Raw genomic sequence first — 25,672 nt, 5'->3', positions numbered from 1 at the left:
GAGGCTGATGAAGCAGCCGGGCGGTGCCCATCCGTGTGGTCCTGCCGGACGGGCAGGAGATCGTGGGGCGCCTGCACGCGCGCCGACAGCTTTCTGAGGGCTGGGTGTGCCTCGCCTCCATTCCGGTCTACCAGAACACCGCCGACGGGCACGTCGAGCCCGTGGAGTACCGGATGTGGCTCCGCCCCCAAGACCACCTGATGCCGGTCGAGGGTGTGTCGTACGCCTCCGTCCCCACCGAACGGATCGAACCGCCGTCGCTCGTCGAGCAGATCCGGGGTCCCCGCCGGCCTTCCGGGTGGGTCCTGGAGAACCTCAGCGGGCGGACCGGCCGGTCTCAGGCCGTGGTGCATGCCGCCGACTGCGGCGAGGCCCCGACGAACGCGCCCCGGCTGTCGCTGGACCAGTCGCTCGACGCCGCCGACGGCCCGGGGTCCGGCTGTGCTCGATCTGTGGCGCGGCCCCGGAACTCGACCCCGCCCTACGGGCATTCGACGCCGAGTCCGGAGGCGACGAACGGTAGAGGGTCACGGGGGCGTCCACGGCGGCGCGAGCGCAGCGGCTAGAAGTCGGGCTTGAGCTTTTTGTTCAGGACCGTCACCCACGCCGCCGGGTCGGGGCGAGGGTCCGGCCCCCGGAACACCGCCGCGTCGGCCGTCTCCATAGCCAGGAGCTGCGCAGCGCGCTCGTCCGGATGCGCGGCCGCCACGTGGGCGCCGGCGTCCGCGAGGACCGCCGCCATCGACTCACTCGCCAGGATCACCCGGCCCACTCCCGCACACCCCGCGCACCGCATCCACGCCACGATGACACCGGTCTCGCTGCTCGTCTCCATGCCGTACGCAACGAGCCATCACGGCAGGGGAAGACGGCCCGGACTGGTTCAGGTTCAAGATCGTTTTCACCTAATTAGGCGAGAACGATCTTGACGCAGCCCACGGCACAGGGGGGGTGGGGGGGGTGGCCTGACGGTACTGCCCCCGGGGTGTGCCCCTGGGCGCCGGGCCTCGCCCGCGCACGCCATATATCGGCACGGGCTGCGCCGACCCTACAAGAACAAGATCAGTGCCCGAGCAGAAATGCGTCCGGTCCCCGGCAGGGGGGGGAGGCAGGGGACCGGACGAGCGGCGGCGGGGAGACTCCGTCAGGATCCGCAGCCGGCCGTCAGGTTAAGCGCCCACCGCGCGAAAGCGCGGGACGTGAGGCACCCCCGGCGCGCTGCTCCGGCCTCGGCCTCCCACACGCCAGGACGCGGGGCTAGGAGGTGTCTCCAGCCCACTCCCACCGGGTCGGGGCTCCGTCGGCGAGCGGCTCGTACAGGGCGCGGCCTCCGGGGTCGAACGCTCCTGCCTCGGTGATGAGGGCGGCTCCGTCGGCGATGTCGGCGGCGGCCCAGCCGGTGATGTAGACGAGCATCCCGTCGAGCGGTCCGCCCACCAGCTCGACGTACGCGCGGCCCGGATCCGGCCCCTGGCCCTCGTCGGGCTCGCTGCCGTACACGCGGCGGTGATCACCCATGCAGCCAGCCTGGCACGCCCGTGCCCGTCGGCCAGCCGGATCGAGAGAGGAAGACCAAGCCCTCTCCGACCGGGGCAAGTCGATGTTGCCGGACTGCGGCCACCGCTACAGCGCACCGCGTCCGGGAAGCCGGGCGATCGGTACGCGGGCCGCGCGACGGCAACGTGGACCGTGGAGTGGACCGCGCCCGCACTCGGCGACGCCGGCACCCGCCGCCCGCCCGTCCTCAAGACGACCTCTACGTACGGCTACGCGTACAAAGAGGTGTCGTCCTGGCGATCCGGCTTGCCCACGGGTCCTGACCAGGCACGACGGCCAGGATCGTGGAAGTGGGGGTTCCACTCCCGGTCCCACCTCCGGGGCAACCCCAGGTGCACGTCTGCAGACACCTTCGGGTGCAACCCTCGGTGCAACTCTCAGCGGCTGGAGCCGGCAGACTTGCCCGCGCCGGCTGGCATGTCACACGCGCGTGGCCTCCGGCCCCTGGCGGGGGTCCGGAGGCCGTCGCCCTGGTCAGCCCCGAGGCAAGAGCGTGACGGGCCGGTCGATGTGACAGGCCGTGTGACAGACAGATGGTCGGTCTGTCCTTGTCGGCGGCGTGGCCGCGGCGGGTCAGAGCTTCAGCGCGGCGAAGCCGATCACCGCGGTGACGAACACGCCGCCGACCGCGACGGCGATCGTGAGGGGGATGCCGAGGCGGGGGTGACGCCAGGCGATGTAGCCGGCCCCCCGCCATCACAAGGATGCCGGTGGTGCACAGGAGCAGCATGACGAGGAGCGTGGTCGTGGACATGGAGGTTCCCCTGGAGGTGTTGTGATGCCGGTCGGCTGAAGCGGCGGTCCGCACCTTGGTTGAGTGCGGAGTAAGCCGCGCAAGCGCCGGCAGTCGCAGAGGGGCGTGCTTCCGAACTGGGCTTATCACCGAGTGGGCAAGCCAAGGTGAGCCTGGGCAAGCCTGGGGTTCGGCGTCGAGTACAGGTGTGGGCAAGCCCCGCAACCGATCTGTCGGCGCGGTCGAGACGCAGTGCCCCGCCCCGAAGGATCGGGGTGGGCACTGGAATCGGTGCGGGGCCTACTTGCCGCGGACGGCCTGGCGCAGCCCGAGGAACGACGCGAAGGCGACGGCAAGTAGCGCGAGGCCAGTCGTCCTGGTGCACGTCAGGGCCGCGATGCCGGACGCGGCGGTGGGGGACGAGGGCGCCGATGGTCTCGCGCAAAACGGGACGGTCTGCAGGACGTAGCCGAGGACAGCAGGGCGAGCACGATCACGGCCTCGGGGATCAACAGAACCGTCGTAATCGGTGAGAACGATCAAGGTTTGATCGATGCGAGCGCGCTGATCCTGTTCTCGTACTCGGGGCGGGCTTTGCGCTGAGCCGGGACCGCCGGGAGGGCCAGGGTGCCGTCCAGCGGCTGGCAGTGGTCGAGGAATCGGTGGTCGGCCTCGGGCCGGCACAGCCGTTGACGCTGAGATTGATCATGGCCAGGACGGTCACCTGTCGGCTGCCCTCCCCCTGGATGTGGTGCACGGTGATGTGCGCGGTGTGCGTGCTGCCAGGGTGCTTGCGGCGGTCAAGGTGGCATGTCGACCGCCGGACTGCGGGCCAGGTGTGACGTTGACGCGCCCCGCTATGCGTGGCCCCGCCACCGACGACACGTGCAACCTGCTCCAGGCCCTCTACGAGAGCTGGGGCTACCGCAAGATCGGCGAACGCCAGCCCTTCGCCGACTCCCCGGTGTACGCCGTGATGCTCCGCGGCCTCTGATCCACAGGCAGTGAGTTGCCCGCCCGGTGCAACGTGCGACGGCTTCCCGGGCGGGCTCCGTCTCATCGTCCGTCAGTACGGCCCCGGGCGCCCGCTGAGGGACCGGTGGGCGCGGTCCTGTGCGGGATCGATTCGGCAGTGAACGTGCTCCCCCACACGGCTGACGGAGACTCTCATCACGCAGCGGAACAGGGTGCTGGACCGATATCCCTGTGTTCGTGATCAAGAACCTGATTCGTGGCGCTGCCGCTCTTTCTCTTGCCCTGACCCCGGTCGCTCTCCCTTCGGCGGCCACAGCCGCCCCGGCCACCCCTGCGGGCGCTCGGGTGTTGAACCTGGCCGATGCCGTCGGGCAGGTCCCCCTTGCCGACGAGTCTCGCGCCGGGTACCAGCGTGAGAGCTTCAAGCACTGGAACCGCGGCCTGGACCTGGCAGACGGCTGCAACACCCGCAACGAGGTCCTCCTGGCCGAGGCCGTCGAGGTACCGACGGTGGCGGCCGGCTGCAAGCTGTCGGGCGGGCTGTGGAAGTCGTATTACGACGGTCAGGAGGTCAACGACCCGGCCAAGCTCGACATCGACCACATGGTCCCGCTCGCCGAGGCCTGGGATTCCGGGGCCAGCGCCTGGACCGCGGCACGGCGGGAGGCCTACGCCAACGACCAGGACGCCGCTACGTCTCTCGTCGCGGTCACCGCACGGTCGAACCGGTCCAAGAGCGACCAGGACCCGGCCGAGTGGATGCCGCCGCTCCCCGACGCGCACTGCCGCTACGTCTCCGAGTGGGTCGCCACGAAGCTCCGCTGGGGCCTCACGGCCGACCAGGGAGAGGCGGACGCGCTGAGCGTGTACGCCGAGGCCTGCGAGACCACCGTCGTCCACTACACCCCCGCCCCGTAGCCACCCCGGCCAGGAACGCATTGCGCCCCCGCACCGGGGATCACCGGATGCGGGGGCGCACGGGAAGCGGGTCAAGTACCAGTCGGCCCGACCTCCCCACGACTCACCGTAGAGGCCTGCTGGCGGCCGGCAGGCGGCGTATCGGTTCGCCGCCGCTCGCACGAGCTACGTGGCCGTACGAGCGGTGACGGGCCGGTTGACGGCCGCCGCCACGCAGAGCGGGTGTCAGGCCGCGGGAGTGGTGCGAGTGCGCGGGCGTTCGGTGGACAGCACCGCCCACACCCGGCGGCCGTCGTCGGAAGCGTCCGTACCGCAGCTGGACGTCCCGGGGACGGCAGCGAGGGCGGACAAGATCGTCTCGTCGGGCTCGGCGCCGGTGTGGCTGAGGACAGCGATGAGGAGCATGTCGTCCTGGTCGGCAACGTGCACACTGATACGCCGGCCATCATCGGCGGCCGCCGCGCCGACGAGGAGCCGCACGGTCTCGTCCAGCGCGTCATCCGAAGGGTGGGCGTACCCCCAGGACCGTACGGCCTCGGTGACCTTCCCGACCGCCTGCCCTACCACCCACGGGTACCCGGTGAGCGCCCAGTTCGCGGCCCGCCGGGCCCTGATCGTCATACGGGGCCGGCGGGTCTCGAGGCGGGCCTGCCCGGGCCTGGGAAGCGGGAGGGAGCTGGTGACGGGCTTCGTCGACGGCTGCGGCCGAGGAGCCTCGACAGGCTTCCTCTGCGGAGGCGGGGTGCGCGGCGGGTAGGACGGCGGCACCTTCGGGCCCCCGTCGTTCACGGGCATCGGATCGGTCACGACAGCCTCCTTACGCTTCCGACCATCCTGACAGCATCACTCGGCCAGCGAAGCTGGTTCCGCAGCCTTGCCGTCCGCCGCGCCTACTCCAACCCGACACACAGAAAACGGCGCCCAGTCGAAACCGGGCGCCGCCGCTGTGCGGAGCGGGTGCACAACACCCTCGGTCTGGCCCAGGCGAACCCTGCCAATCCGAAACGGGCCTCCGCGGACCGTTGACGACAGCCTGCTCCAGTGCGGGACGGACACTCCAGGCGACCCTGGACGAGCAGCGGCGCGTACGAGCGGAAGAGCGCCGCCTCCACGCCTACGCGACGGTCCTGAACCTCGTGGACACATGCATTCGGTCGGAAGACGCTGACGATTTCGCTCAACTCGAAATCGCCCACAATCTAGTCGAGCTCGAGGGCCCCTCAAGCGTTGCTTGGGCCTGGACGGAGACGCTAGACGTCCTTCGACACCACTGCTCTGGGCAGAACCTGTTCCGGCAGGCGTTGACGGCGCGAACGGCCTACGTCACCGCCGTGCGACAGGCACTGGGGCTGAGTGACGACTGACTCCGTCCGACGGTTTTGCGTGGTGGCCTCGACCGTCAGGCCCGAGGCCACCCGACCTCACCCTGGCGCCAAGGCCTGCTGCTCGTAGGCCTCCAGCTCCGCTTCCAGGCCGGGCGGCCTGTCCTCCAGGCGGGACCGTCAGCGTTTGATGCGTCCGCGGATGGCAAGGACGGCGAGGGCGAGGAGGGCGGGTTCGAGGATGCGGGAGGTCATCTCGATGTAGGTGCCGGCGGTGGTGAGGTCCTGACCGCTGGAGCGGAAGACGACAGAGTTCAGGGTCACGCTCACGGCCTTGTCGAAGCGTTTGCTGGTGAACCGGTCCTTCACGGGGTTCTTCGGATCCTGCTTGTCGATGGTGAAGGTGACCTTCCCGCCGCCGGCCGGGACGGTGCCGGTGGCTTCCTGCTTCGGGGAGGAGGCGGGCAGGCCGAAGGCCATCAGCAGCAGGATCGTGGTGAGCATGGCGGCGGCGAGCCAGCCCAGGGCGCGGGAGGCGCGCAGGCCGTAGCCGGAGAGCGCCCAGTACGCCCAGAGCAGGCGGCGTTCGGTCTTGGGGGTACCGGTGTGGTCGTGGCGGCGCATCTCGCACTCGCCGTAGTAGAAGTCGGCGGCGCCGGGTTCGTTCTTGCCGTCCTCGAACGCCTTGCGGAGCTGTCGGTAAAGGGCGGCGACATCGTCGGGGTCGGGGGTGCGGGCAGGGTCGGGGTGGTGCGGTCCCGTACGCCACCGGCGAGGCTCGGGCATGGCACCGGCGGGTATGGAAGGCTGTCCAGCGCTCTGAGCGCGCCAGTGGTGCTCCTCGACCAGGGTGCGCCGGCGGGTCCATCGGATCGGGGATACGCCCTTGCGGTGCCAGCCGGTGGGGGTGGGGGCGAGCGTGGTGCGGCCCTCCAGGCGGAGCTGGTCGAGATGGAAGGCGCCGGAGAACAGGCAGTCGGACAGGTCGGTGTCGGTCAGGACCAGATGCGCAGCGTCCACGCCCTGCACCGACGTCACCCGCACTCGGTCGGGGCAGGTCAGCGGGCTCTCGTCCACGTTGCCGTTGCCGGTGCTGAAGGGGGCGGGGTGTGCGGTGACCGCGACCGGGGCTGCCAGCACCGTATAGCCGAGATCCACCTCGGCCCGCCGTACACGCACCGTGGCCGTCGACTCCCATCGCGTCCGCACGAATGACAAGGCCCTTGCCGCGATCTCCAGCGTCACTGGAGCCCCGAACACTGCACGCGACAGATCCACCCTTCCCGCACACACCAATGGCCCCAACTCGGCAGATGTCAAGAAGTGTGCTCCGCCGAAATCCGCACCGCGGGAAAACAGTGCCTCGCGGAACCAGGAATTCTCGGAGAACTGCGCCCTGCGGAACGAGGCAGGGCGGGAAAACTGTGCCTCACCGAACGTGGCGTGGCCAGAGAACTGCGCCCTGCGGAAGTAGGCGTTTCCGGAGAACTGGACCTTGTCGAACGCGGCATCACGGGCGAACTGCGCCCCGTCGAAATCGGCGGAACCGGAGAACTGCGCCTCGTGGAACTCGGCGTGGTCGGAGAACTGCGCCCCGCCGAACCCGGCGCGGCCGGAGAACTGCGCCCAGCGGAACCAGGCAACGCCGGAGAACTGAACGTCGTCGAACTCAGCGGCGCGGGCGAACTGCGCCCCGTCGAACCCGGCGCGGCCGAAGAACTGCGCCCCATCGAACCCGGCGCGGCCAGAGAACTGAACGTCGTCGAACTCAGCGGCGCCGGAAAACTGCGCCCCGCCGAACTCGGCAGCGCCGAAGTGGGGGTCCCGGGTAGAGGGGTCGATGAGGGCGGTCAGCAACTTGTTGAGGAGGCTTTCGGTAAAGGGGGTGCCTCGGTGGTCGACGTCGGTGCCCGGGGCCAGGGCTGTGAAGTACGAGGTGCGGTCGGCATCGTTCAGGTGTGCGAGACAATCGGTGCGCCCTGGGACGTGGATGCCGCGGCAGCCGATGGGATCGGTGACTGGATCGGCGCCGTGAGCGCAGTACGGCCAGGTAGGAGCACCTGTCGGGGGCTGGGGTGTACTCATGGCGGGACGACTCCAGGCAGGAAGCTCCGTGCCGGCGGTCGCCGGACGGGTGACGGACATCAGGAGTGTGGGTGCGGCCGGGTCCGATGAGCCCAGGTCGGCCCAGCGGCCCGACGCACACAAGCCAGAACCCGCCGCGCCCGCCGGAACCTCGTCAGCCCATCCCCCTTCACCCCGCCTAGACTGACAGCCCCTCACTACCCAGCGCGGGCCGTTCAACAGACAGAGCGCCCCAACCACCACCCTGACCGCACGCTGACGCCCGTGCCGCATTCACCCAGGCTGCCCAGAACGCCATCGCGAACCCATAGGACTCCACAGCCCGCCCCTGACCGTCAGACCCGAGACCAACACCCCGCATTCCCACGTGGCCCCATGGGCAGGGTCCGCCGTATGAATGAGTGGGGGATCGCCCTGATCGCCGCTGGAGCGGCCATCCTGGGCAGTGCAGTGACGGGGTTCTTCGCGTGGAAGGCTGGCCACCGGCAAGCCGCTGCGGCCGAGACCGCAGGCCAGGCACAGGCGGCCGCGCTGATATCGACTGTCCAGGCCACCCTCGACGAACAGCGTCGGGCCCGGGCGGATGAACGGCGTCGGGAGACGTACGCGGCGTTCCTGACGGCCGCAGACCAGTGGCAAAAGGAAAGGCCCATTGGCGATGGTAAGGAGGTCTTCGCAGCTTTCGGTCTGATCGAGATCGAAGGGCCTCATGAAGTCATCGTGGCCGCAGGTCTATATCAGCAAGCCGTCCACCGTTTTGTGCACGCCGAAATCCGCCACATGAACGACGTACTGACATCTCGTACGGCCTACGTCCACACTGTGCACGAAGTGCTTAACGAGGGCTAAGACGGCCCTAGCCAGTGGTGGTCTCGACCGTCAGACCCGAGGCCAACACCAGCCCTCCCCTGGCTCGTTGCCAGTCCATGAGTAACTCTTCCGACTTTCAGACTCGCCTTGCCGTGTTCATGATTGACCTGGAGACCCTGCTGCCGCTGTCTGCGGTCAGGCTCGTCGAGGACCAGGTCCGCCAGGTTCACACCGAGCGGCCGGACCTCGATATGCGCGACGCCCTCGAGATCGTCTGCGCCGTGCTCGAGGGCAACCAGCAGGACACGTCGCGCATCCTGGCGGCCGCGAGGGCCGAGCATGCGAAGGTGGTCGCCACGGCAAAACGGAGCCGGGACGAGATCGACGCCCTGGCCAGGATCCAGACGGCGTACCCGGAACTGGAGCGGCTCGAGGCCCGCTTCCCTGGCAGGTCGACCGCAGCCAAGATGCTCGCGGACGCTGGCCGGACCTGGGGCGACTTCGGGCTCACCGAAGCGGACGGGGCCCTGTTCCAGGAACTCCTCGACGAGCACGCCGCCGGCTGAGGGGATGGCTACGTTTCTCGCATTTTGACGCAACTCTCCGTGACGCTCGTTAGGCTGAACGACTGAAGGTCATCTTCCTCCCCCTCCCCCCTCGCCCGCAGAACACTTCCCGCAGGCGGGACAGGTGGACTGTGCTGGCGAAGGGCTGGCGATGGGCGTTGACAACCGGCAGATTCAGACAGCCGTTCTGGCGGATCCCGAGTCCGACGATCCGGTGGTCTGCCCGACAGATGCCGACGAGCTCGATGAGTTCCGCGAGGAGTTCGCCGGGACGACGTTCTGGTGCGGGATCCTGCTAGGCGGGTGTGGCGGCCAGCTTCTGACGAGACGGGGCAACGTCCGCGTCAGCCACTTCGCCCACTTCCCGGACCCCGACGGGCTGCTGCCCGAATGCGGCCGACGTTCCCGAGGTATCGCGAGCGCGGACCACCTATACGTACGGGCAGCCACCCAGACGTGGCTGCGCCGCCAGGGCCACACCCCGCGCTACCGCTACATCGACCGCGACGACGCCCCGGTCGGATCCCTCGTGGAGATCGAGCTGGACGGACACACGCTGCTGCTGCACATGGACCCCGCGACGCCTCCCGACTGGGACGCAGCGCAGGCCGGCGATATCGTCCTCGGCCCCGGCGTACAGGTCAACCACCACACTCTGGTACGCCGGGGCTACGTCAATCGCGTCAAGTTCGTCAGCGAGGGCAATCAGCGGGTCATGATGCTCGGCACTGAGCTCCCGCATGTGGGCACCGACTGGGATTTCGAGCTGACGGACTGCACCGTCGATAGGCACGGCCGGCTCATCACCCCCGTCGTCACCCGCATCGAGGCCGCGCGCGCCGCCGCGGAACGAGCCCCGGTACCACGGCCGCGCAGCGAGAAGCCGGAAGCGCCGGTGCAGATCGGCACACTGACCCGGCTCATCAACACCGCTGTACAGAAGAAGGAGACCACCACCGTCCGCGAGTTAAGGGACACCGCCCAGCTCCAGGTGCCTCGCTGTGAAGGGCAGGCGCTCGAGCACCTGCAACGCGCGATCGACCATGCGAACGGGCTGCTCGACCAGCAGGACCGTGTCCGCCGCCGGCTCTTCGCCCAACTCAGCGAAGCGACCCGGCACGGTCACATATTCAAGGTCACTACGCTGACCCCGCAGGTCAGAGGATTTATCCAGAGCGACACGGCGACCACGCCGCAGGAAGCGGGCATCCTCCAGGCGGCCGACACACTCCTTCGAGAAGCACGTCAGCAGGCTGCCCAGAAACGGCAGGCAGCGGACGAACGTCGTGCGGCAGCGGCCCGCGAACGGGAAGAACGACGGGCTCTGGAATGGGGAGAACGCCGAGAGGCAGAGGCCGAAGAGCGCAGGAGGCGCCGCGCGGACCAGGCTCAGGAACCGCAAGCGCAGCCCGTGACGCAAGCCCAGGAGCGCAAAGCACGCAACAGGGCGCGAGGACTGGTCCAGAGCATCACCGGCCGCTTACGCCGTGAAGAGCTGTCCGCCCAGCAGCAGAAGCAACTCGTCGAGGAGCTGGTTCTTGCGGCGAAGGAGGCTGGGGACCACCTGTCCGAGGCTGAGCAGCACAAGGTGAACGGGTGGGTGGAGAGGGTCGCTGCCCCCGTAGAAGAGCCGGGCACGGCCCAGAAGACCTCTCCGGCCGCGCAGCCACAACTGGACGCGATCACGGAGCCCGCCAAGCTGCCGGACCGTCTCGTTCCCACCGTGGCGGCTGTCCGCGGAGCCTTGAAGAAGGCGGCGCGGGAACGGACCACGACCAGCTGGAACCGGCTGGAGCAGCAGCTCGGCTCCGCACTCCCATTTCTCACCAGCAACGAACGCGTCCAGGTGCTCGTCCAGGTCGACCGCCCAACGGCCGACGACGAGCCGCTCCTGTCGTCCCTGCTGGCAGCGGGCGACCCGCACTTCGCCTACCAGTACTACCGGCACGTCCTCACCACGCTCGGCCTCGACGCCCCGAGCGATGACGAAGACCTGCGGGACGTTGTCGAAGCCGACGCCGAACAGGTCTTCAGCGACTGGCGCTTCCGCTGAAACCGGCCCGCCGGAGCACGAGCTCACCCAGCCTGGCGCAGCGCAGGAGAGCTGGTTGCACCGGCCTGCCCGGCACGCTCGGCACGGGCGCGGCAGATCGCGGCCGCACGCACGGCTTCGGCGGTTTGACGCTGCTGGGCACGGACGTCTTCGAGCGACATCGGCACCTTGCTCTCCTGGTCCTGCTCAATGTCAGGGAAAGCGGTGGCGGCGAGCTCACGGCGGATCTGCTCCTGCCGTACGACGGCGGCGGTCAGGGCCGGGGCTTCCGGGCGGGGCGACCGCGCGGTGAGCGGCGAGAGCACGGCGATAGCCGGCCGACGCGCTCTCCCGTGTCTTCACCGGCCCAGCCGGAACGACCCGCTGCGGGGGCGGGGCCTCGGCGGCCGCCGAGGACAACACCGTGGTGGTGGCAAGGGCTGCGGGTGCCAGGACGTGCACGGCCCGGACGTTCGCCTCAGGTACCGCGCTGTTGATGGCCGCGATAAGCCTCGGTGTGATCCAGCGGACCCTTGTGCCGTACGCGGGGGCGTCGGGAACGACGTCCAGGCGCCCAGACTCCTCGTCGAGCCCCGTGGCCTTCACATGCCCGGCGAGTTCGGGCGCGGCCGCGGCGAGGATGGTCTCCCACTGGGCCAGGACGCTGCCGCCGGCGGCTGGGGCGACCAGGCCGCGTTCGGTCATCATCATGCTGATCGCCACGCCCAGCCCGAGCGGCTCGCGGCCATCCGGGCGTACGGCAGTGCCGGTGCGCCGCTTCGGCTTCTGCCGGGCGGCGCCGTTGTTCTTCGCCGCCTCCCGGGCCGTGAGCAGGGCCTGGCGGGCTAGGTCGACGCCGGACAGCTCCGGGACGGTGCTCACGCGATCACCTCCAGGGACTCGCCGTCCAGCGGGCGGTCGGCGAGCTCGGGCAGACGCCGCGACCACGGAGCGGGCCGGACCTGTTCGGGACGGGCCTGGGTGCGCAGCTGCTCCAGCCGCACGGCGAGCAGGTGCTCGGCGGTGCGGGTCTGCGCCCGCGCGGCGGCCTCGGTCGCGGCGCGCTGGGCGTCGTCGCTGTCGGGCAGGGCCTGGAACCAGGGCTTGGCGAGCTCGGTCGCGTACGCCTTGCGGGCCTCGGCCTGGGCATCCTCGCTGCGGCCGAGCATCACGAGGGCCTCGTGCCGGTACTCCGCGGCCGCACTCTCGGCGGTCAGCGTGGCGGTGTGCGCGGCGGCATCCTCGAGGGCGCCCCGGCCGGCTACCGCCAGGGTGGCCGGGTTGGTGATCTGCTGGAACTCCGCCCACTCGGCGGCGATGGCGTCCTCGATGGCCGTACGAACCTTGGCGGCGACGGCCGCGACGGCGACCGGGTTGGTCAGGTCGGCCGACCAAGTGGCCGCGAGGAGACCGGCTTCACCGATCAGGACCTCGGCCTGCCGCCGGTGGTCGCACGCCTCGCACAGCCCGGCCGAACGCTCCCGGCCGCAGTCCTCGCACGCCACGGCCTGCCGGACCGCCGCCTCGGCCGCCGCCCGCGCCCGCTCGACCAGGGCCTGCGCTTCGGCCTCGGCACGGGCCGTCGCACGCCGCTCCGCTCGCGCCCGGGCCTCGGCCTGACGGGCCACGAAGTTCGCGCCCTCGGCCTCGGCGTGATGGCGCATCCGAGCCTCGATCTCCTGGTACTGCGAGTTCGTCTCCAGGCCGGGCAGCTCTTGGTCGACCTCAGCCGCGATCCGCACCCGCCACGCCCTGCGTGAGTGCAGCACGTTGGCGCAGTTGTCGCAGTCGGCGCCGGTGTCGAGCCGGACGCCGTCGTCGCACCGCACGTCCGAGCACGCCGGCCGGCGCACCAGACCGCGGTGGGTGATCCAGCCGAACGGGCGGGCGATCTGGGCCTCGCCGCCGGTCTCCTGGAGGCGGGACGTCAGCCGCACGGCCAGCGCCGACGGGGCCTGCCCCGCCCACTCCAGCACCTGCCGCAGCTGGGCGAGCTCCGTCTCCGCGGCCTTCACGACGTGGTCCTGCTGCCAGCGGTTCAACTTCGTCCACAGCCAGGACACCGGCGTCAGAGCCACCCGCAGGTCAAGATCGGCAGGAAGTTCCGACCGCCCCTGCTGCTGCGTCTTTCGACCGCCGACGACCGTTAGCCGGGCATCAGCACCAGCGGCAATGCCGCCTGCCTGTTCCTGCTCGTCGACCGGTGACTTGGTGGGCTTTTCACCGCGAAGCGGGCCGACCCCGGCCACCGAGCTCCCGGACTCTGCCACGGCGGTCTCGCCGTCGACGGCCTGGTCCTCGCGCAGGCACGCGCGTCCCGGCCGACAGCCTCCACCTTCACGGCCTTCGCCGGAAAAGCCACCAGAGAGCGAGAGCGAATCACCAGCAGAAACCCCAGAAGCGTGGACAGCGTGGTGCTGTGTGGTAGCGGTGAGGTCTGCCAAACCGGCCGTCTCACCCCGCCCGGTGTCCTCGATCCCAGTAGCGACAAGGGTCTCACCCGTCTCGTCGGTCTCAAGATCTCCGGATGCAGTACCGGCGAGGTCTGAAAAGGCTGACCTCGCGACCCGGCGGGCCTCCCGCACAGCCACCCCGTGGGCCTTGGCCACCGGCACCAGGCGTACCCGCGACTGCGCGTTCAGGCCCGAGCCGGTCTCCTTGCGTACCACCTCCGCGACGCCGTGCTCCTGGAGCCGCTTGAGGACCTTCGCCCCGGCCGCAGCCGAGCAGCCCAGCAACCGCGCGACCGTCGCCGCCGGACGACCCCGGCCGGTGTCCACCGACCCGGGGCACAGCTGCAGCCAGCCCGCCGAACCCGTCGTCAGCACCATCAGCAGCAGCCCGAGCCGGTCCGTCGCAGCACCTCGGCCCGCACGCCCAGCGAGCAGCCCGGCCGGGATCGGCTCCTTGTCCTTCGGCGCCCACCCCGGACCGAACAGCACCTCGCACAGGCTCAGCAGCACCGCCAGCTCCGAACGGGACAGAGCCAGAGCATGCCGCCGGTCGCCAGCCTGCTGAGCCCGGTACATCGGGATCACCCAGCACTCCAGGCCCGTCGCGTGCCCGAAGGCGTTCGTCGCGACGTTCGAGCCCAGGAATCCGGCAGCGCGCAGCTCGGGCAGCACCGTGTGCGCGACCGTCGACTGGGAGACCCCCAGCCACCGGCCGAGCTCCGCCGCCCAGATCTTCGCCTGGTAGTCGTTGCGGACCTTCGCCTTCGCCGTCAGCACGACCGAGGCCAGCCGCGCGCCGTCCGACGCCCCGGCCAGCGCCGGAGACGTCACCAGCGCGCGCACTGCGGCCAGTAGCCGGGCGCGCATCGTTTTCGACAGCTGGAGCGGGTTGCCCAGCTCCAACCGCACGACCGGACCGGCCTGCGCCGGGACCGACCGCAGCCGACCGCGCGAAGCCCCGCCGGCGAACTCCGCACGAGGGCGCGGAAGCGCGGCGGCCGGAGCCGCCACGGCGCTCACCGGCTCGCCCGAAGGTACGAGATGGAGATCATCTCGGCAGCCTCGTGCAAGCAGCCCGTGGACAGAGTCGGCGAAGCGGCGGGAGCCCAGTTCCCTCCCGCCCGGCGGGCAGAAGCTTCGGATCGCGTCCTGCCGCATGGGGCGGAGCTCCAGAGCACTGCGGTGGCCGGCGCCGTCAGAAGGACACGGGCCCCCCTCTGGATATAGGTACGCCGGACCATGGGGTGTGTGACACTCCGCCCCCAAGAGTTTTCGTGACCAATAGCGCGAAAAGGGCAAACAGGGGCAGTCAATCCCGTCACACGGGAAGTGTCGACGGCCCGAACCGGCGTGAATCGGGCACGGCCGAGCTGACAAGGGGAGGCGAGGTGATGCACTATGGCGGGGACACCAACTTCCATATGGATCGCCCCCGACCGCGACCGGCCCTGCCAAGGGACCCGATCACGGACGAGCGCTCTGTACGGATGTGGCCCCGAGCTCAACGGCCTGCCAAAGCCGTCGGACCTGGGGGTGGTGCGCCGGAACAGCAGAGGCCCTTGCCAAAGGGACAACTGCGGTTCCGGGTGGAGCACTGGTGGTGCCTGGTCCTCGCGGACCGGGTGGAGCAGTGAGCAGCCCGCCTGCCAAGGCGGGGTGTTGCTAGACCCGCTTGCCGAAGCGGGGTTTTGCGGAAAACAGACCCAGCTCAATGAGCTGGAGCCCAGAACCGGCTCGAACCGGGTTCTGGGCGCCGACCAGACAATGTGTCTGGTCGGCGAGACGGGCCGCGCGGGGCCGAGTGGATGCCAATCCACCTATTGGCGCGCGCGGCCGATGGCCACTAGGTCATCCCGATCCCCCCTCGGAGGTCGGCGTCGGCATGTCCTCATCCGGAACCGCAGCCTCGGGATACCGCTCCGCGAGCCGGTTGAGTAGGTGCAAGTAGACCGCTCGGTGCGGTCGGCGGGGGTGAGTCTCCCCCAGCTCCCAACGGGCCACGGCAAGGCGCTTCACGCCCACGGCCTCAGCGACCTCCTGCTGCGTGAGGCCCGCAGCGATACGCAGCTTCGCGCGCACGCGCGGCGGCGGCAGGAGGTCGTCCAGCAGGGCGTCGACCCGCTTCAAGCGGTCCGGGTCGGACATAGCGCAGCCTCTCAAGATCGATGGTTCCCTGAAAGATACACGCAGCGATGCTATTCGGGGGATGCTGACACCAGAAGGGCGCTGCGAGCGACGCTCTTCTCGCAGATCACGTATACGCGCCGCACTACCGATCACCGTCGATGAGATGGCGGTTCGGCGTCTGCGCAGCGTCCGCGAGCTCGGGGAGTTCGACGACCGTGACGCCGGCGTCCTGGAGGAGCTCGGTTCCGTCAGCGCCGAGCACGAAGGTGTCGGGCTCGCGCCAAGCGGTGACGACGCGGCGGATCCCGGCGTTTCGGATGAGCTGCGCGCAAGTGAGCGGCCGGGAAGCCCGCTTGGCGCAGGGCTCGAGGGAGCTGTAGATGGTGGCGCTGTCGAGCCGGGGATCTCCAGCCGGGAGCTTAGCGAGCGCGGCTTCCTCGGCGTGGTCGAGCGGATTGTCCTCGCGGGAGTAGCCACGGGCCAGTTCGGCTCCGTCAGCGGCAACGATGACCGCGCCCACGGAGAACGCAGTCGTCGAGGGCGGGCAGAGGGCGGCGAGCTCGCAGGCGAGCGCTAGCCAGGCTCGGTCCGCAGTGGTGGGTTCGCGGCCAGCACCGGGGGTGTTTGCGCTGCCGGGTGCGGAGGCGGTGCTCATCGGGGCTCCGTGGAGACGTCCTTGGGGGCGTAGCGCAGAAGTACTACGTCGCCGATCTGGCGGGTCTCCAAGAGACGGAGGCGCGCGGTGGGGCCGCCGAGGTAGTTGGCGGGGCCGATCATGCGGACGGCGTCGGGCTGGCCGACGAGAAGCGGTGCGATGACTAGCTGGAGCTCGTCGGCGAGCGCCTCTTCGAGGAGCTGGGTGTGGATGGTGCCGCCGCCCTCGACCATGAGCCGCTGGACGTTGTACACGTCACCGAGGATGTCGAGCGTGGTCTGCCAGGTGGCCTCGGTGGGGACGCCCTGGATGGTGGCGAGGTCGCCGAGGTTGGAGCGGGCCTTCTCCGCAGCCTTGTTGCCGACGGCCAGGACGAGCTTCTCGCCCCCGTGGTGCCAGAACTTCCAGTCGGGGTCGAGTTCGCCGGTTCCGGTGATGGTCACCTTCAGGGGGTACTCCGACTGGCCGGCCGTCACCCGCGCCGCACGACGTTCCTCAGAGTTGACCAGGAGGCGGGGATTGTCGGCGCGGAGGGTGCCAGAGCCGACGAGGATCGCGTCGACGCTCGCGCGTACGGAGTCGACGCGGTCGAAGTCGGCGGCGTTGGAGAGAAGAAGCCGGTCTTCGCCCGGCCTTGTGTCGAGGTAGCCATCAAGGGAGACAGCGGCGGACAGCAGGACGTACGGGCGAGGCACGGAGAACTCCATGAGGTGGTGGGCGGGGGTCAGGCGGGGTGCAGGACGATGTGGTCGAGTGCAGCGCGGAATTCGGCGACACCAGCCTCCCGGGTAGCGGGGGCGAGCGCCTGGTCGAGACGGTCGAGCTGCCCGATGATCCGAGCGGACCCGGTCTCGGCGGCGATACCGACTGCCTGAAGTCCAATCCGGGCGGCGAGTGGCACGTTGCCGGTACCGGCGTGGGCACGGGCGGCGCGGGCGAGGTAGACGCCACGGTCGCGCCGGTAGGTGGGCGGGAGCGCGGCGATGGCGGTGTCGAAGCCGACGGCGGCCTGCTCGTACTCACCGAGCGCGGCGAGGGAGCGGGCGCGGGCGGTGTGGATGTATGCCTCGTCGAGCCATGAGCCCCAGATGCCGTCGGATTCCGCGCGGCCGAGGAGCGTCAGCGCGGCGTCGTACGTGTTCAGGGCTTCGGTGCCGTCGCCGAGGACCGCGTGCGCGTGGGCCTGGTGCATGACAGCGATGACCTCGAGACGGCTTCCGGGCCGGGCGGTGCGTCGAGCGGCGGCCGCGAGCCCGAGGGCGTCGGAGGGATGGCCGGTGTCGCCAGCCAGCTGGGCCTTCCGTCCGAGGATGTACGCGGTGAGGTCGGTGTCGCCCGTGATGTGAGAAGCGTCCAGAGCCTTCGCGGTGTGGCCCTGGGCAGTGCGCTCATCGCCGACGTCCTGGGCGAGCCAGCCGGCCAGCTCCTCGTAGCGGGTTTCCAGCGCGAGGAGCTCCGCAGCGTCAGCGCCGCGGGAAGCGCGACGGCGGGCGGCGAGCCGAGCGAGATGCTGCTGGAGAGCCGGTAGGACATGCCGGGGGCCGATCAGGTTGTCGGTCTGGATCATCACCCGGCGGAGCTGCGCAAAGTGGTCGATAGGGGAGGCCATGTCTGCGGACATGGCGCTGGCGGTGGCCGTTGGGGCCGGAAGCGCGGTCGCGGCAAGTCCGGCGAGACCGGAGGCAAGGACGACGCGGCGGGGCACGGGCACGAACAGGATCCTTCCGTGGACGCGGCAGGGGACGACGACCGTGTCCGTGTCGTCATCGTTCGAGCCTGCCTGCCCCAAGGCTGCGCTGGCCAGGTGCGTCAATGATTCGGACACATGGAGCTCCGAAACGGACACATGGCCCTGGGGGGAATCACCGTTGCCGATGCGCTCCCACAGCTCGACCAGTAACCCGCGGCCATTTAGGAGGCGATCGAGCTCTTCGACTTCGGAGCGGTGCTTTGGGGCTCGCCTGCCGTTCTCCCATTTCCACAGCTTGGAGTACGAGGAGAACGTCACTTCCGAGAGGCTGCGGAGGGTGTGACCGCTCCTCTCTCGGAGTTCCCTCACCGTGTAGCCGAAGCGGTCTAGGGGCGATGCTTCGGGAGTTAGGACGTTCGGCTTCTGCCCCACGCTGATCCCCCTCCATGTCTCCATTCGTTGTGTCCAGGCGCTGGACACAAGCCAGAACTAGAACGCACCCCTCAGGTGGGCCTACAACTGTCGTGGCGAAGCCGAGAGCCACTGAGGGAGGGACGGACATGCGAAGTGGAACGAGGGAGTCGATGTCATTCATCGCCCCCCTGTTCGAGCTTGTCCAGACGTGCACGGAGCTCGGCGACCTGAGATTCAAGCGCTCTGATGGCGAGCGTAGTTGGGTCCTGGTCGTCACTGCCCGAGGAATCGCTGACGAAGGAGCCGCGCCCCTGATGGGAGTAGATCAGCCCCTCGTTGCGCAGCTCGGTCAGAGCGCGCTGCACCGTCCCCGTCGCGACGCCGTACTCCTCCGAAAGCTCCCGGATGCCAGGGAGCCTCGTACCAGCTACGAGGCGCCCCTGACGGATCTTCTCGCTGTAGTCCTGGACGATCCGCTGGAACGGCTGCGTGGCCTCGCTACTCATGAGCGACATCGTAAGACGACCCCCTCGACTTAGCTAACTTTCCTAGCTTCATCAACGAACTGCTTGACACGAGCCTGACTGTATCAGCTAAGTTAGTTATGTCGACGAAGTGGATTGGCCGGCAAGGCTCTCTACTAGGCGATAGCGATAGCCGTAACGCTCCGCTGAGCAAGGACTACGCCACCTGCAACATCGCAGTTCCGCAGCTCGTCTCTCTGGAGGCGGACAGGCGGTCGGAGGCGGTAGCACGACCAAACCCCCCGGCCGGCCGGACTGCTGTACGGCCTCAGCGCTGATGCGCTGTCTATCCGCCGGGACGCGGGCCATTGGCTCGTGGACCTGGTGGGTGGAGAGAGCATCCGCCCCGTGAACCCCCCTCCCCCTCTCCTACCGAGGAGTCGCCATGCCTGAGCTCACCGTGCCCAAGGCTGCCAAGCGCAAGGGTCGCACCCGCACTTCCCGCGTCAGCCCCCTCGACGCAATTGTTCTCTCCACACTGTCGCCCGGACACATCGACATGCGGACCGTGGAGACCACGCAGACCCGCCGCATCTCGCTGGTGTGCCCGGACTGCGGCACCTGGGTGGCCCTGACCCCCAACCGCGGTACCTACCTGCTCAAGCTCGTCCCACACCACACCGGCAAGGCTGGCGTCGACGCCTCGATCCGCTGCAGCTCCAGCAACCGCCTCGTCGACGTGGACATCACCGACTACGCCTGGCGCCGCCAGTACAGCGACTGGGCGCGCGAGGAGCGTCTCGCCGTCGACGTCACCCGCCACCGCCGCGCCACCGTCCAGACCCTCAAGGTCGCCCAGCCCCAGGAGCGCGCCGCCGACCGGCGAGCCCAGTGGGAGCGTGCGGTGCCAGCCGCCCGCCGAGCCGACGCCGCCCGTACGGTGCCTGCCGACGCGATCCCCACCACGCGCGGTCGGGCCGTCGACGGACCCGCCGGCGCCCCAATGGCCATGACCCCCCAGACCGCCGGGGACCGCCGATCCGTCCGCGCTCTGGCCACCGGCACTCTCCGCGCCCTGGTCGACGCCAGCCGGGACCGCTTCGCGAGCGACGTCCTCGAGGAGCACCTCACCCGCGCTGCCTACACGCACCTGGCCACGGTCTGGCGCCGCCCCCTGACCCCGGCGGACCAGCCCGCGCACACCGCGCTGGTGGCCGCGGTCAGGGCCGCGCTGCCCGACCCGGCCCCGGGCGAGACCGCCGGCGCGTATACCGCCCGCTGCAACAGGGCTGCGCTCGCCGCCTGATCCGCACAACGGCCCACGGCCCCGGTCCCGGCTCCCGCTTCGTGCGGGGGACGAGGCCGGGGCCTTCTGCTCCCGTCCCGCCTGACGCGCTGCAACCTGGAGGTCCTGATGCCCGCCGCCCCGACCCTGACGTCCCACCGGTTCAGCACCGGTGAGGTGTTCGACGCCGAGACCCTCGCGCTCCTGGACGAGCTCGACATCCCGCTCTCCGCCGACTTCAACGTCGACCTCGACATCGCCTTCGGTACGCCGCTGGAGATGCACGAGCCCGCGGGCACCGCCCGGGAGATGCGCCGGTACGCGGCCGCAGTCCTGACCGTCCTGCCCGGCCGCCGCCACGAGCTCGCCCTCGCGCACGGCGCGGAGATCACCGCACGCGTCGATGCCAGCCGCGACATCCTCGCCGCCGACCCGACCATCACCGCCCGCGTCCGCGAGCGCCTGGTCGACGTCCTCCTCCCCCACGCCGAACGCCTGCGTCGGACGATCCCTTCCGGATGCCGCCCCATGTACGCCAACGCCCTCCTCGGAGGAGGCAAGGGCAACGGCAAGACCAACCCGATGGTCTTCGCACAAGCGCACCGCCTGGCCGGCTAGGCACCGGACGGACGCTCACGATCAGCGGCCAACCCCTACTGCACCAGGGGGGTGGCCGCTGGTCGTGGCCGGTCGTACGACTCGCCAAAACGAGCGACAGCCCCGGGGATTGGGCCCCCGAGGCTGTCCAGGACCTATGTGGAGGACCTGATGCAGGACAGCATCGCATGGAACAACGGCGACTCCGACACGGACATGGACGAGGCGCTGCGCCGCGTCCGGCAGGGGAAGTGACCGCGATGGACTGGCGCCACAATGCGGTCTGCCGCGCTGAGGCTGACCCCGAGTTGTTCTTTCCCATCGGGGACACCGGCCCGGCTCTGCTGCAGATCGAGGAAGCCAAGGCCGTCTGCCGTCGCTGCCCGGTCTTGGAGGCGTGCCTGCAGTGGGCGTTGGAGTCCGGGCAGGACGAGGGCGTCTGGGGCGGTCTGTCGGAGACGGAGCGGCGGGCGATGAAGCGCCGCGCCGCCCGCAACCGGGCCCGCGGCGGAAAAGGGGCGGCGGCATGAAGACCCTCCTGGCCGTCCTGGCCGCTCCTCTGCGGCACCTGTGGCAGTGCTCCAGGTGCAGCGGCTGGTACGAGAGCCCGCAGTGCCCGGTCTGCTGATCTGACACCGAGCTTCTGCCGACTGTCGGGCTCCTGGCCGCCGTGCCCGGCCGCCGGGAGCCCGACCGAGTTCCCTTCCCGCCTGACCGCACGCGCCTTGACCGGCGGCCCGCCTGACGGGTGGCCGGCCTTTCGCACGCCCTCTACCGGGCATCGGCTTGTGCCGACGCCCGTCATCCAGGAGGCACCATGCGCACCATCTGCCGCGACGGCTGGACCGCCGCCGACTACGACTCCGAGCAGATCCTCCACCAGCTCGGGCACCGCGACGCCGCCGTCCTGGTGACCCGGGCCCGCCGGTGGCACCCGCTTCGCCGGGCCTGGCGCACGCTGCGCGCCTGGCAGCGCTGACCACTGCTCACGCAGACAACCCTCCGAGCCCCTGGCATGAGAGCTGTCGGGGCCTCGGAGGGCCTGGTCACGACCCTACCGACCGACGCCGATCCGCGGTGACCTCTTGCACGAGGCGCCGGAAAGAGAGGAGACCCCGTGGCCAACACCACCACCCGGCGCAGGCGCAAGCCCGCTCCGGCCGCGAAGCCCCGAGGCGCCAAGACGCCGACGCCGCTGGACGCCGTCCCCGCCCAGGCCGCTACCCCCGAGACGAGCGTGCCGCTGGTGCTCCAGGAGGCCGACCCGGTCCCGGCCGACGCCGCCGACCGCGCGGCCGATCTGCGGGACCTGGCCGCCGACGAGGTCGCGCGGATTCTTGCCGACGGCGAGCAGCGGGCCGCTGAACTGCTGGGCGGCGCCCGGAGCGAGGCCGCTTCGATCACCGAGGTGGCCACGGCCGAGCAGACCCGGCTTCTGGCCGCTGCGGCGGTCGACGCCGACCGGATGCGCGAGGAGGTCGCCAACAGCGTGGCCGCGGACGCCGAGCAGGTACTCGCCAAGGCGCGCGGCCAGGCCGACACCGTCATGACGACCGCGACCGCGGAGGCCGAGCAGGTCCTGGCCGACGCCAAGGCGTCTGCCGAGCAGCTGCTCGTCGACGCCCGCCGCCAGGCGGAGGAGGTCACCACCACGGCGGCCGCGCAGGCCGGCGAGGTGGAGGCCCAGGCCGCGCAGGCCGCCGAGAAGGCCCTCGCCGACGCGGAGGCCAAGCGCGCCGAGCTGCTCGCGGCTGCTGAGTGCACCGCGGCCCAGACCCGCACCCGTGCCGCCACCGACGCCGAACAGTTCCTCCAGCGTGCGCGCGGCGAGGCCGACCGGATGCGCGAGAGCGCGGACGACCAGGCCACGCAGGTGCGAGCTGGCGCCGAGAAGGCCGCTGGCGGCCTTCGCCAGGACGCCGAACGCGCCCTGAACGACGCCCGATCCTCCGCCGAGGAGCTGCGGTCCGTCACCGACAAGGACGTCGCCCGGCTCCGCGAGCAGGCGGAGACGGACGCGAAGACGGCCCGGGAGGCGGCGGCCAAGGCCACGGTCGACCTGGCCGCTGCCGCGCAGGCGCGAGCCGAGGCGGAGCGGATCCTCGAGGCAGCGACGCAGCGCACCATGCAGCGGTCCCGCCGCCGGGAGATCAAGGCGGAGTCGCGCGCCAAGCGCCGCCAGGCCCGCAACGACGCCCGGCCCGCCGGCGGTGTCCCGCCGCTGTCCGGGCAGGAGCTGCTCCTGGTCGTCGGGATCGTCCTGGCGGCCGCGGTCGTCTCCACCCTCGGCCTGCTCTCCTCCTACACCGCGCTGGAGGCCAAGGCCGCCGCGTGGGGCTGGGAGTGGCCGTGGCTGCTGCCGGTCGGCATCGACGTCGCGATCCCCGCGTTCACCGGCGCCAACCTGATCCTGATCCGGATGGGCATGGAACTGCGCTGGATCCGCTGGGTTCCCCGAGTACTGACGGCGGTGACCGTGTACCTGAACTGGAACGCGTCGGACTCCGCCTCGGGCCGCATCGGGCACGCCGCCCTCACCCTGCTCTGGGTCGTCTTCTCGGAGATCGCCTCCCACGTGTATGCCACGAGGATCGGCGCGGTCACCGGCAAGGTGCGGATGGAGACGGTGCGGCGCTCGCGCTGGATCCTTGCCCCGATCCCCACCGCTCGGCTTCGCCGCCGGATGATCTTGTGGGAGATCACCTCCTACGACGAGGCGCTCACCCGCCTCCAGCAGGAGACCTGGCTGCGAGCGCGGCTGCGTGAGGAGTACGGCCTGCTGTGGCGGCGGAAGGCTCCGTTGGAGCAGCGGATGGCGCTCAAGCTCGGCTCCGCGCCCGCCGCGCTCGCCGACACGCTCACCCCCGACGACGCTCACACCATCGAGCGCGTCGAAGAGATCGGCGGCGCTCACGACGCTCACCCGGAACCGAGCGGCGCTCACTCCGAGGTGAGCGCGCTCGCCTCTGGGGACGCTGACGGTGAGCGTGAGCGCCTGGCGCTCACCACGGGCGCTCACGCCGATGAGCGCGCCACTGGGGACGAAGACGGTCACCGAGCGGACAGTCCCCGTACGCGCAGCGAGCGGGACGCGCTTACCGAGCGCCGCCACGACCGCATCCGTCTCCTCTACACCGAGCTCGGGCGCCGCCCGCAGTGGACGGAGATCCGCGACGCGCTCACCGAGGCGGGCCTGTCCGACGAGCCCGTCTCTCGCCCCACCGCCCAGCGCTTGCGTGAGCAGGTCGAAGAGAGCGCCCAGGACGCCCTGGTGAGCGTGAAGGCGAGCGCCCCGGCGAGCGCCCCGGCGAGCGCCCCGGCGAGCGCCTGAGCGCGTCCCCGCCGCCCGACCCGCCCCTGCCGCTCATGGTCGCCACCGCTCCGCGCTCACGCTCCCGAGCGTGAGCGCGGAGCGGTGACGGCCACGGCCGGCAGGCCGCTCACCGACGCATTCCGCCGCTGAACTTCGTCCCCGGCCTGCCGGAGACGGGCTTGAGCGGGCGCGAACCACACCGAGAAGGAGTCAGCAGCCATGTCCGGCATCGACTGGGACAAGGAGTTCAGCCTCATGAACCCCCAGACGCCCCCGAACCCCCCGACGCCCGAGGCTCCGGAGAAGCCAGAGAAGCCCGCGAACTCGCGTTTCTCCGCCGCGGTCGACGGGATGCGCCGCAACACCGCGGCGCTCGCCGTGTGCGGCACCATCGCCGTCGTCGCCGTGTGCGGCACGGTCATCGCCGTCACCAACATGCAGGCCGACCGGGCCGCCCAGGAGCGTGCGCGCGCCAGGGAGGACGCCGCGAACGCCCTGGTCGCGGCGGAGGCCGACAAGCAGCGGGCGCAGACCGAGGAGGACGCCGCCAAGGCCGCGTACGAGCGGGAGATGACCGTCTACCGCGAGTGCATGAAGGGCCGCGCGGCGGCCGTCGCCAAGGCGTCCAGCTACGACGTCTCCAGGATCCCCGAGTGCAACGCCCCGGTCTTCAGCGGCACCTCCACCAAGGCCCAGCAGCCCGCCGGCGCCAGCTCCGGCAGCGGCATCACCTCCAGCCCCTGGCTGTGGGTGGCGCTCGTCGGAGGCGGCGGATTCATCGCCTACAAGAAGCTTTCCGTGCCCTCCGGTTCGGGCGCGGTAACCCCCATGAACAACAAGGGATTCACCTTCGAGAAGGGTGCGTGAAATGACGCTTCAATTCTTCGCCCTCGCCCTGTTCTGCTGGGCCCTCTTCTTCACCTTCAAGAAGACCAAGGGAAAGCAGATGGCGATCTGCATCATGCTGATCGTCTCCGGGATCTTCCTGCCGTACACCCCGTTCAGCGAGCAGATCCGCACCACGCTGGAGTCCGTGTTCAACACCGCGAACACGACCGTCAACAACATCGGCTCGTCGTCGCACTGAGTTACCAAGCGCGGTTACCGGTTACCGGTTACAGCCCCCGAACATCCCCGGAACCGCCCCACAGGCGACCCGAACCGGGCTCTCAGGGGCCTGTAACCAGTAACCGGTAACCGACCGCAAACACACAGAGTCACAGAAGGGAGGGTCATGGAACTCCTCTTGCTCCTCGCCATCAGCTACGTGTTCGGCGTGGAGAAAACACACGGGAAATACGAACAGGCAGGAATCAAGAAACCACCTGCAAAAACGAAAGATAAATGGAATCCGACCCGGGCGCCGGACACATTCCGAAACACGCCGTACAACATCGCGGCGAAAACGCATTACGGGCTTCTGGCAGGCACTCATATGGCTGGTGGCCTGCGCGACGGATGGCGATCGGCCTACCTCAAAAAGCCGACCGGGAAGCCTTCCTTTTCCACCTCCGGAGGCCCTTCTGCGGCCACCCCGCCGACAGGGTCCTCGTCCTCGACGACGCCGGCAGCGGGGACCTCAGCCTCGGCCACGCCGCCGACGGGAACCCCGTCCTCGACGCCCCCGCCGACGGGGGCGCCGGCCTCGTCGGCCCCGTCCTCGGCAACTTCGCCGG

The 25,672-nt window shown here is 70.2% G+C and carries 22 protein-coding genes and 1 pseudogene; 13 read left to right on the top strand and 10 right to left on the bottom strand.

Annotated elements, in window-relative coordinates:
* Positions 1 to 23: 23 nt before the first annotated feature.
* Positions 24 to 566, top strand: a complete 543-nt coding sequence (locus tag AMK27_RS38705) for a DUF6233 domain-containing protein (RefSeq protein WP_338014370.1) — start codon at positions 24 to 26, stop codon at positions 564 to 566.
* Here the strand turns inward: AMK27_RS38705 and AMK27_RS38700 are convergent.
* On the bottom strand, positions 563 to 835 hold the full coding sequence (locus tag AMK27_RS38700; protein WP_073918940.1) for a hypothetical protein: 273 nt from the start codon (positions 833 to 835) through the stop codon (positions 563 to 565). The genes AMK27_RS38705 and AMK27_RS38700 overlap by 4 nt on opposite strands.
* Positions 836 to 1,257: 422 nt before the next feature.
* The gene (locus AMK27_RS38695) at positions 1,258 to 1,518 is read right to left on the bottom strand and encodes a hypothetical protein (RefSeq protein WP_073918938.1); all 261 of its coding nucleotides are present in this window, start codon (positions 1,516 to 1,518) and stop codon (positions 1,258 to 1,260) included.
* A 1,631-nt stretch (positions 1,519 to 3,149) separates the two neighbouring features.
* Here AMK27_RS38695 and AMK27_RS38690 point away from each other — a divergent pair.
* Together AMK27_RS38690 and AMK27_RS38685 are read left to right on the top strand one after the other, a co-directional pair.
* On the top strand, positions 3,150 to 3,284 hold the full coding sequence (locus AMK27_RS38690) for an acetyltransferase (protein WP_073918936.1): 135 nt from the start codon (positions 3,150 to 3,152) through the stop codon (positions 3,282 to 3,284).
* Between the two features lie 218 nt (positions 3,285 to 3,502).
* Positions 3,503 to 4,183: an HNH endonuclease family protein gene (locus tag AMK27_RS38685; RefSeq protein ID WP_073919026.1), complete on the top strand. Its 681-nt coding sequence runs from the start codon at positions 3,503 to 3,505 to the stop codon at positions 4,181 to 4,183.
* A 225-nt stretch (positions 4,184 to 4,408) separates the two neighbouring features.
* On the opposite strand, the gene AMK27_RS43915 is transcribed toward AMK27_RS38685, so the two are convergent.
* Both AMK27_RS43915 and AMK27_RS38670 read right to left on the bottom strand, forming a co-directional pair.
* Entirely contained in the window at positions 4,409 to 4,990 is a 582-nt protein-coding gene (locus tag AMK27_RS43915; protein WP_241847762.1) for a hypothetical protein, read from the bottom strand.
* A 695-nt stretch (positions 4,991 to 5,685) separates the two neighbouring features.
* On the bottom strand, positions 5,686 to 7,590 hold the full coding sequence (locus tag AMK27_RS38670) for a pentapeptide repeat-containing protein (protein ID WP_073918932.1): 1,905 nt from the start codon (positions 7,588 to 7,590) through the stop codon (positions 5,686 to 5,688).
* A gap of 393 nt (positions 7,591 to 7,983) precedes the next feature.
* Here AMK27_RS38670 and AMK27_RS38665 point away from each other — a divergent pair, with 393 nt between their 5' ends.
* The 3 genes from AMK27_RS38665 to AMK27_RS42155 all read left to right on the top strand — a co-directional run bounded on the left by AMK27_RS38665 (position 7,984) and on the right by AMK27_RS42155 (position 11,019).
* Entirely contained in the window at positions 7,984 to 8,439 is a 456-nt protein-coding gene (locus tag AMK27_RS38665) for a hypothetical protein (protein ID WP_073918930.1), read from the top strand.
* A 113-nt stretch (positions 8,440 to 8,552) separates the two neighbouring features.
* The gene (locus tag AMK27_RS38660) at positions 8,553 to 8,966 is read left to right on the top strand and encodes a hypothetical protein (protein WP_073918928.1); all 414 of its coding nucleotides are present in this window, start codon (positions 8,553 to 8,555) and stop codon (positions 8,964 to 8,966) included.
* 151 nt (positions 8,967 to 9,117) lie between these two features.
* A complete protein-coding gene (locus tag AMK27_RS42155; protein WP_073918926.1) occupies positions 9,118 to 11,019 on the top strand; it encodes a hypothetical protein in 1,902 nt (633 codons plus the stop codon).
* 216 nt (positions 11,020 to 11,235) lie between these two features.
* Here the strand turns inward: AMK27_RS42155 and AMK27_RS38650 are convergent, their stop codons facing one another.
* The 6 genes and pseudogenes from AMK27_RS38650 to AMK27_RS38625 all read right to left on the bottom strand — a co-directional run bounded on the left by AMK27_RS38650 (position 11,236) and on the right by AMK27_RS38625 (position 18,843).
* The gene (locus AMK27_RS38650) at positions 11,236 to 11,880 is read right to left on the bottom strand and encodes a DciA family protein (RefSeq protein ID WP_241847761.1); all 645 of its coding nucleotides are present in this window, start codon (positions 11,878 to 11,880) and stop codon (positions 11,236 to 11,238) included.
* Positions 11,877 to 14,360 (bottom strand): hypothetical protein, encoded by a 2,484-nt coding sequence (locus AMK27_RS43165; RefSeq protein WP_241847760.1) that lies wholly within the window; start codon positions 14,358 to 14,360, stop codon positions 11,877 to 11,879. The genes AMK27_RS38650 and AMK27_RS43165 overlap by 4 nt, the downstream gene beginning before the upstream one ends.
* Before the next feature lie 939 nt (positions 14,361 to 15,299).
* Entirely contained in the window at positions 15,300 to 15,596 is a 297-nt protein-coding gene (locus AMK27_RS38640) for a helix-turn-helix domain-containing protein (RefSeq protein WP_073918924.1), read from the bottom strand.
* 124 nt (positions 15,597 to 15,720) lie between these two features.
* Positions 15,721 to 16,928, bottom strand: a pseudogene (locus AMK27_RS38635) (dihydrofolate reductase family protein).
* Between the two features lie 29 nt (positions 16,929 to 16,957).
* Positions 16,958 to 18,379: a helix-turn-helix domain-containing protein gene (locus AMK27_RS41445; protein ID WP_079188780.1), complete on the bottom strand. Its 1,422-nt coding sequence runs from the start codon at positions 18,377 to 18,379 to the stop codon at positions 16,958 to 16,960.
* A 131-nt stretch (positions 18,380 to 18,510) separates the two neighbouring features.
* A complete protein-coding gene (locus tag AMK27_RS38625) occupies positions 18,511 to 18,843 on the bottom strand; it encodes a GntR family transcriptional regulator (protein ID WP_158076963.1) in 333 nt (110 codons plus the stop codon).
* 403 nt (positions 18,844 to 19,246) lie between these two features.
* Here AMK27_RS38625 and AMK27_RS38620 point away from each other — a divergent pair, with 403 nt between their 5' ends.
* The 7 genes from AMK27_RS38620 (at position 19,247) to AMK27_RS38595 (ending at position 25,083) form a co-directional block, all read left to right on the top strand.
* A complete protein-coding gene (locus AMK27_RS38620) occupies positions 19,247 to 20,107 on the top strand; it encodes a hypothetical protein (RefSeq protein ID WP_241847759.1) in 861 nt (286 codons plus the stop codon).
* Positions 20,108 to 20,215: 108 nt separating this feature from the next.
* Complete coding sequence (locus AMK27_RS38615; protein WP_073918920.1) at positions 20,216 to 20,704, top strand: hypothetical protein; 489 nt, start codon at positions 20,216 to 20,218, stop codon at positions 20,702 to 20,704.
* Between the two features lie 239 nt (positions 20,705 to 20,943).
* The gene (locus tag AMK27_RS38610) at positions 20,944 to 21,213 is read left to right on the top strand and encodes a WhiB family transcriptional regulator (protein WP_073919018.1); all 270 of its coding nucleotides are present in this window, start codon (positions 20,944 to 20,946) and stop codon (positions 21,211 to 21,213) included.
* 287 nt (positions 21,214 to 21,500) lie between these two features.
* The gene (locus AMK27_RS42850; RefSeq protein ID WP_158076962.1) at positions 21,501 to 21,662 is read left to right on the top strand and encodes a hypothetical protein; all 162 of its coding nucleotides are present in this window, start codon (positions 21,501 to 21,503) and stop codon (positions 21,660 to 21,662) included.
* 138 nt (positions 21,663 to 21,800) lie between these two features.
* Complete coding sequence (locus AMK27_RS38605; RefSeq protein ID WP_073918918.1) at positions 21,801 to 24,014, top strand: DUF2637 domain-containing protein; 2,214 nt, start codon at positions 21,801 to 21,803, stop codon at positions 24,012 to 24,014.
* A gap of 201 nt (positions 24,015 to 24,215) precedes the next feature.
* On the top strand, positions 24,216 to 24,863 hold the full coding sequence (locus AMK27_RS38600; RefSeq protein WP_073918916.1) for a hypothetical protein: 648 nt from the start codon (positions 24,216 to 24,218) through the stop codon (positions 24,861 to 24,863).
* A 1-nt stretch (position 24,864) separates the two neighbouring features.
* Entirely contained in the window at positions 24,865 to 25,083 is a 219-nt protein-coding gene (locus tag AMK27_RS38595; protein WP_012477053.1) for a hypothetical protein, read from the top strand.
* Positions 25,084 to 25,672: the final 589 nt, after the last annotated feature.

This window comes from Streptomyces sp. CB02009 (assembly GCF_001905825.1).
Classification (GTDB): domain Bacteria; phylum Actinomycetota; class Actinomycetes; order Streptomycetales; family Streptomycetaceae; genus Streptomyces.
This window is presented reverse-complemented; position numbering and strand designations above follow the sequence as displayed.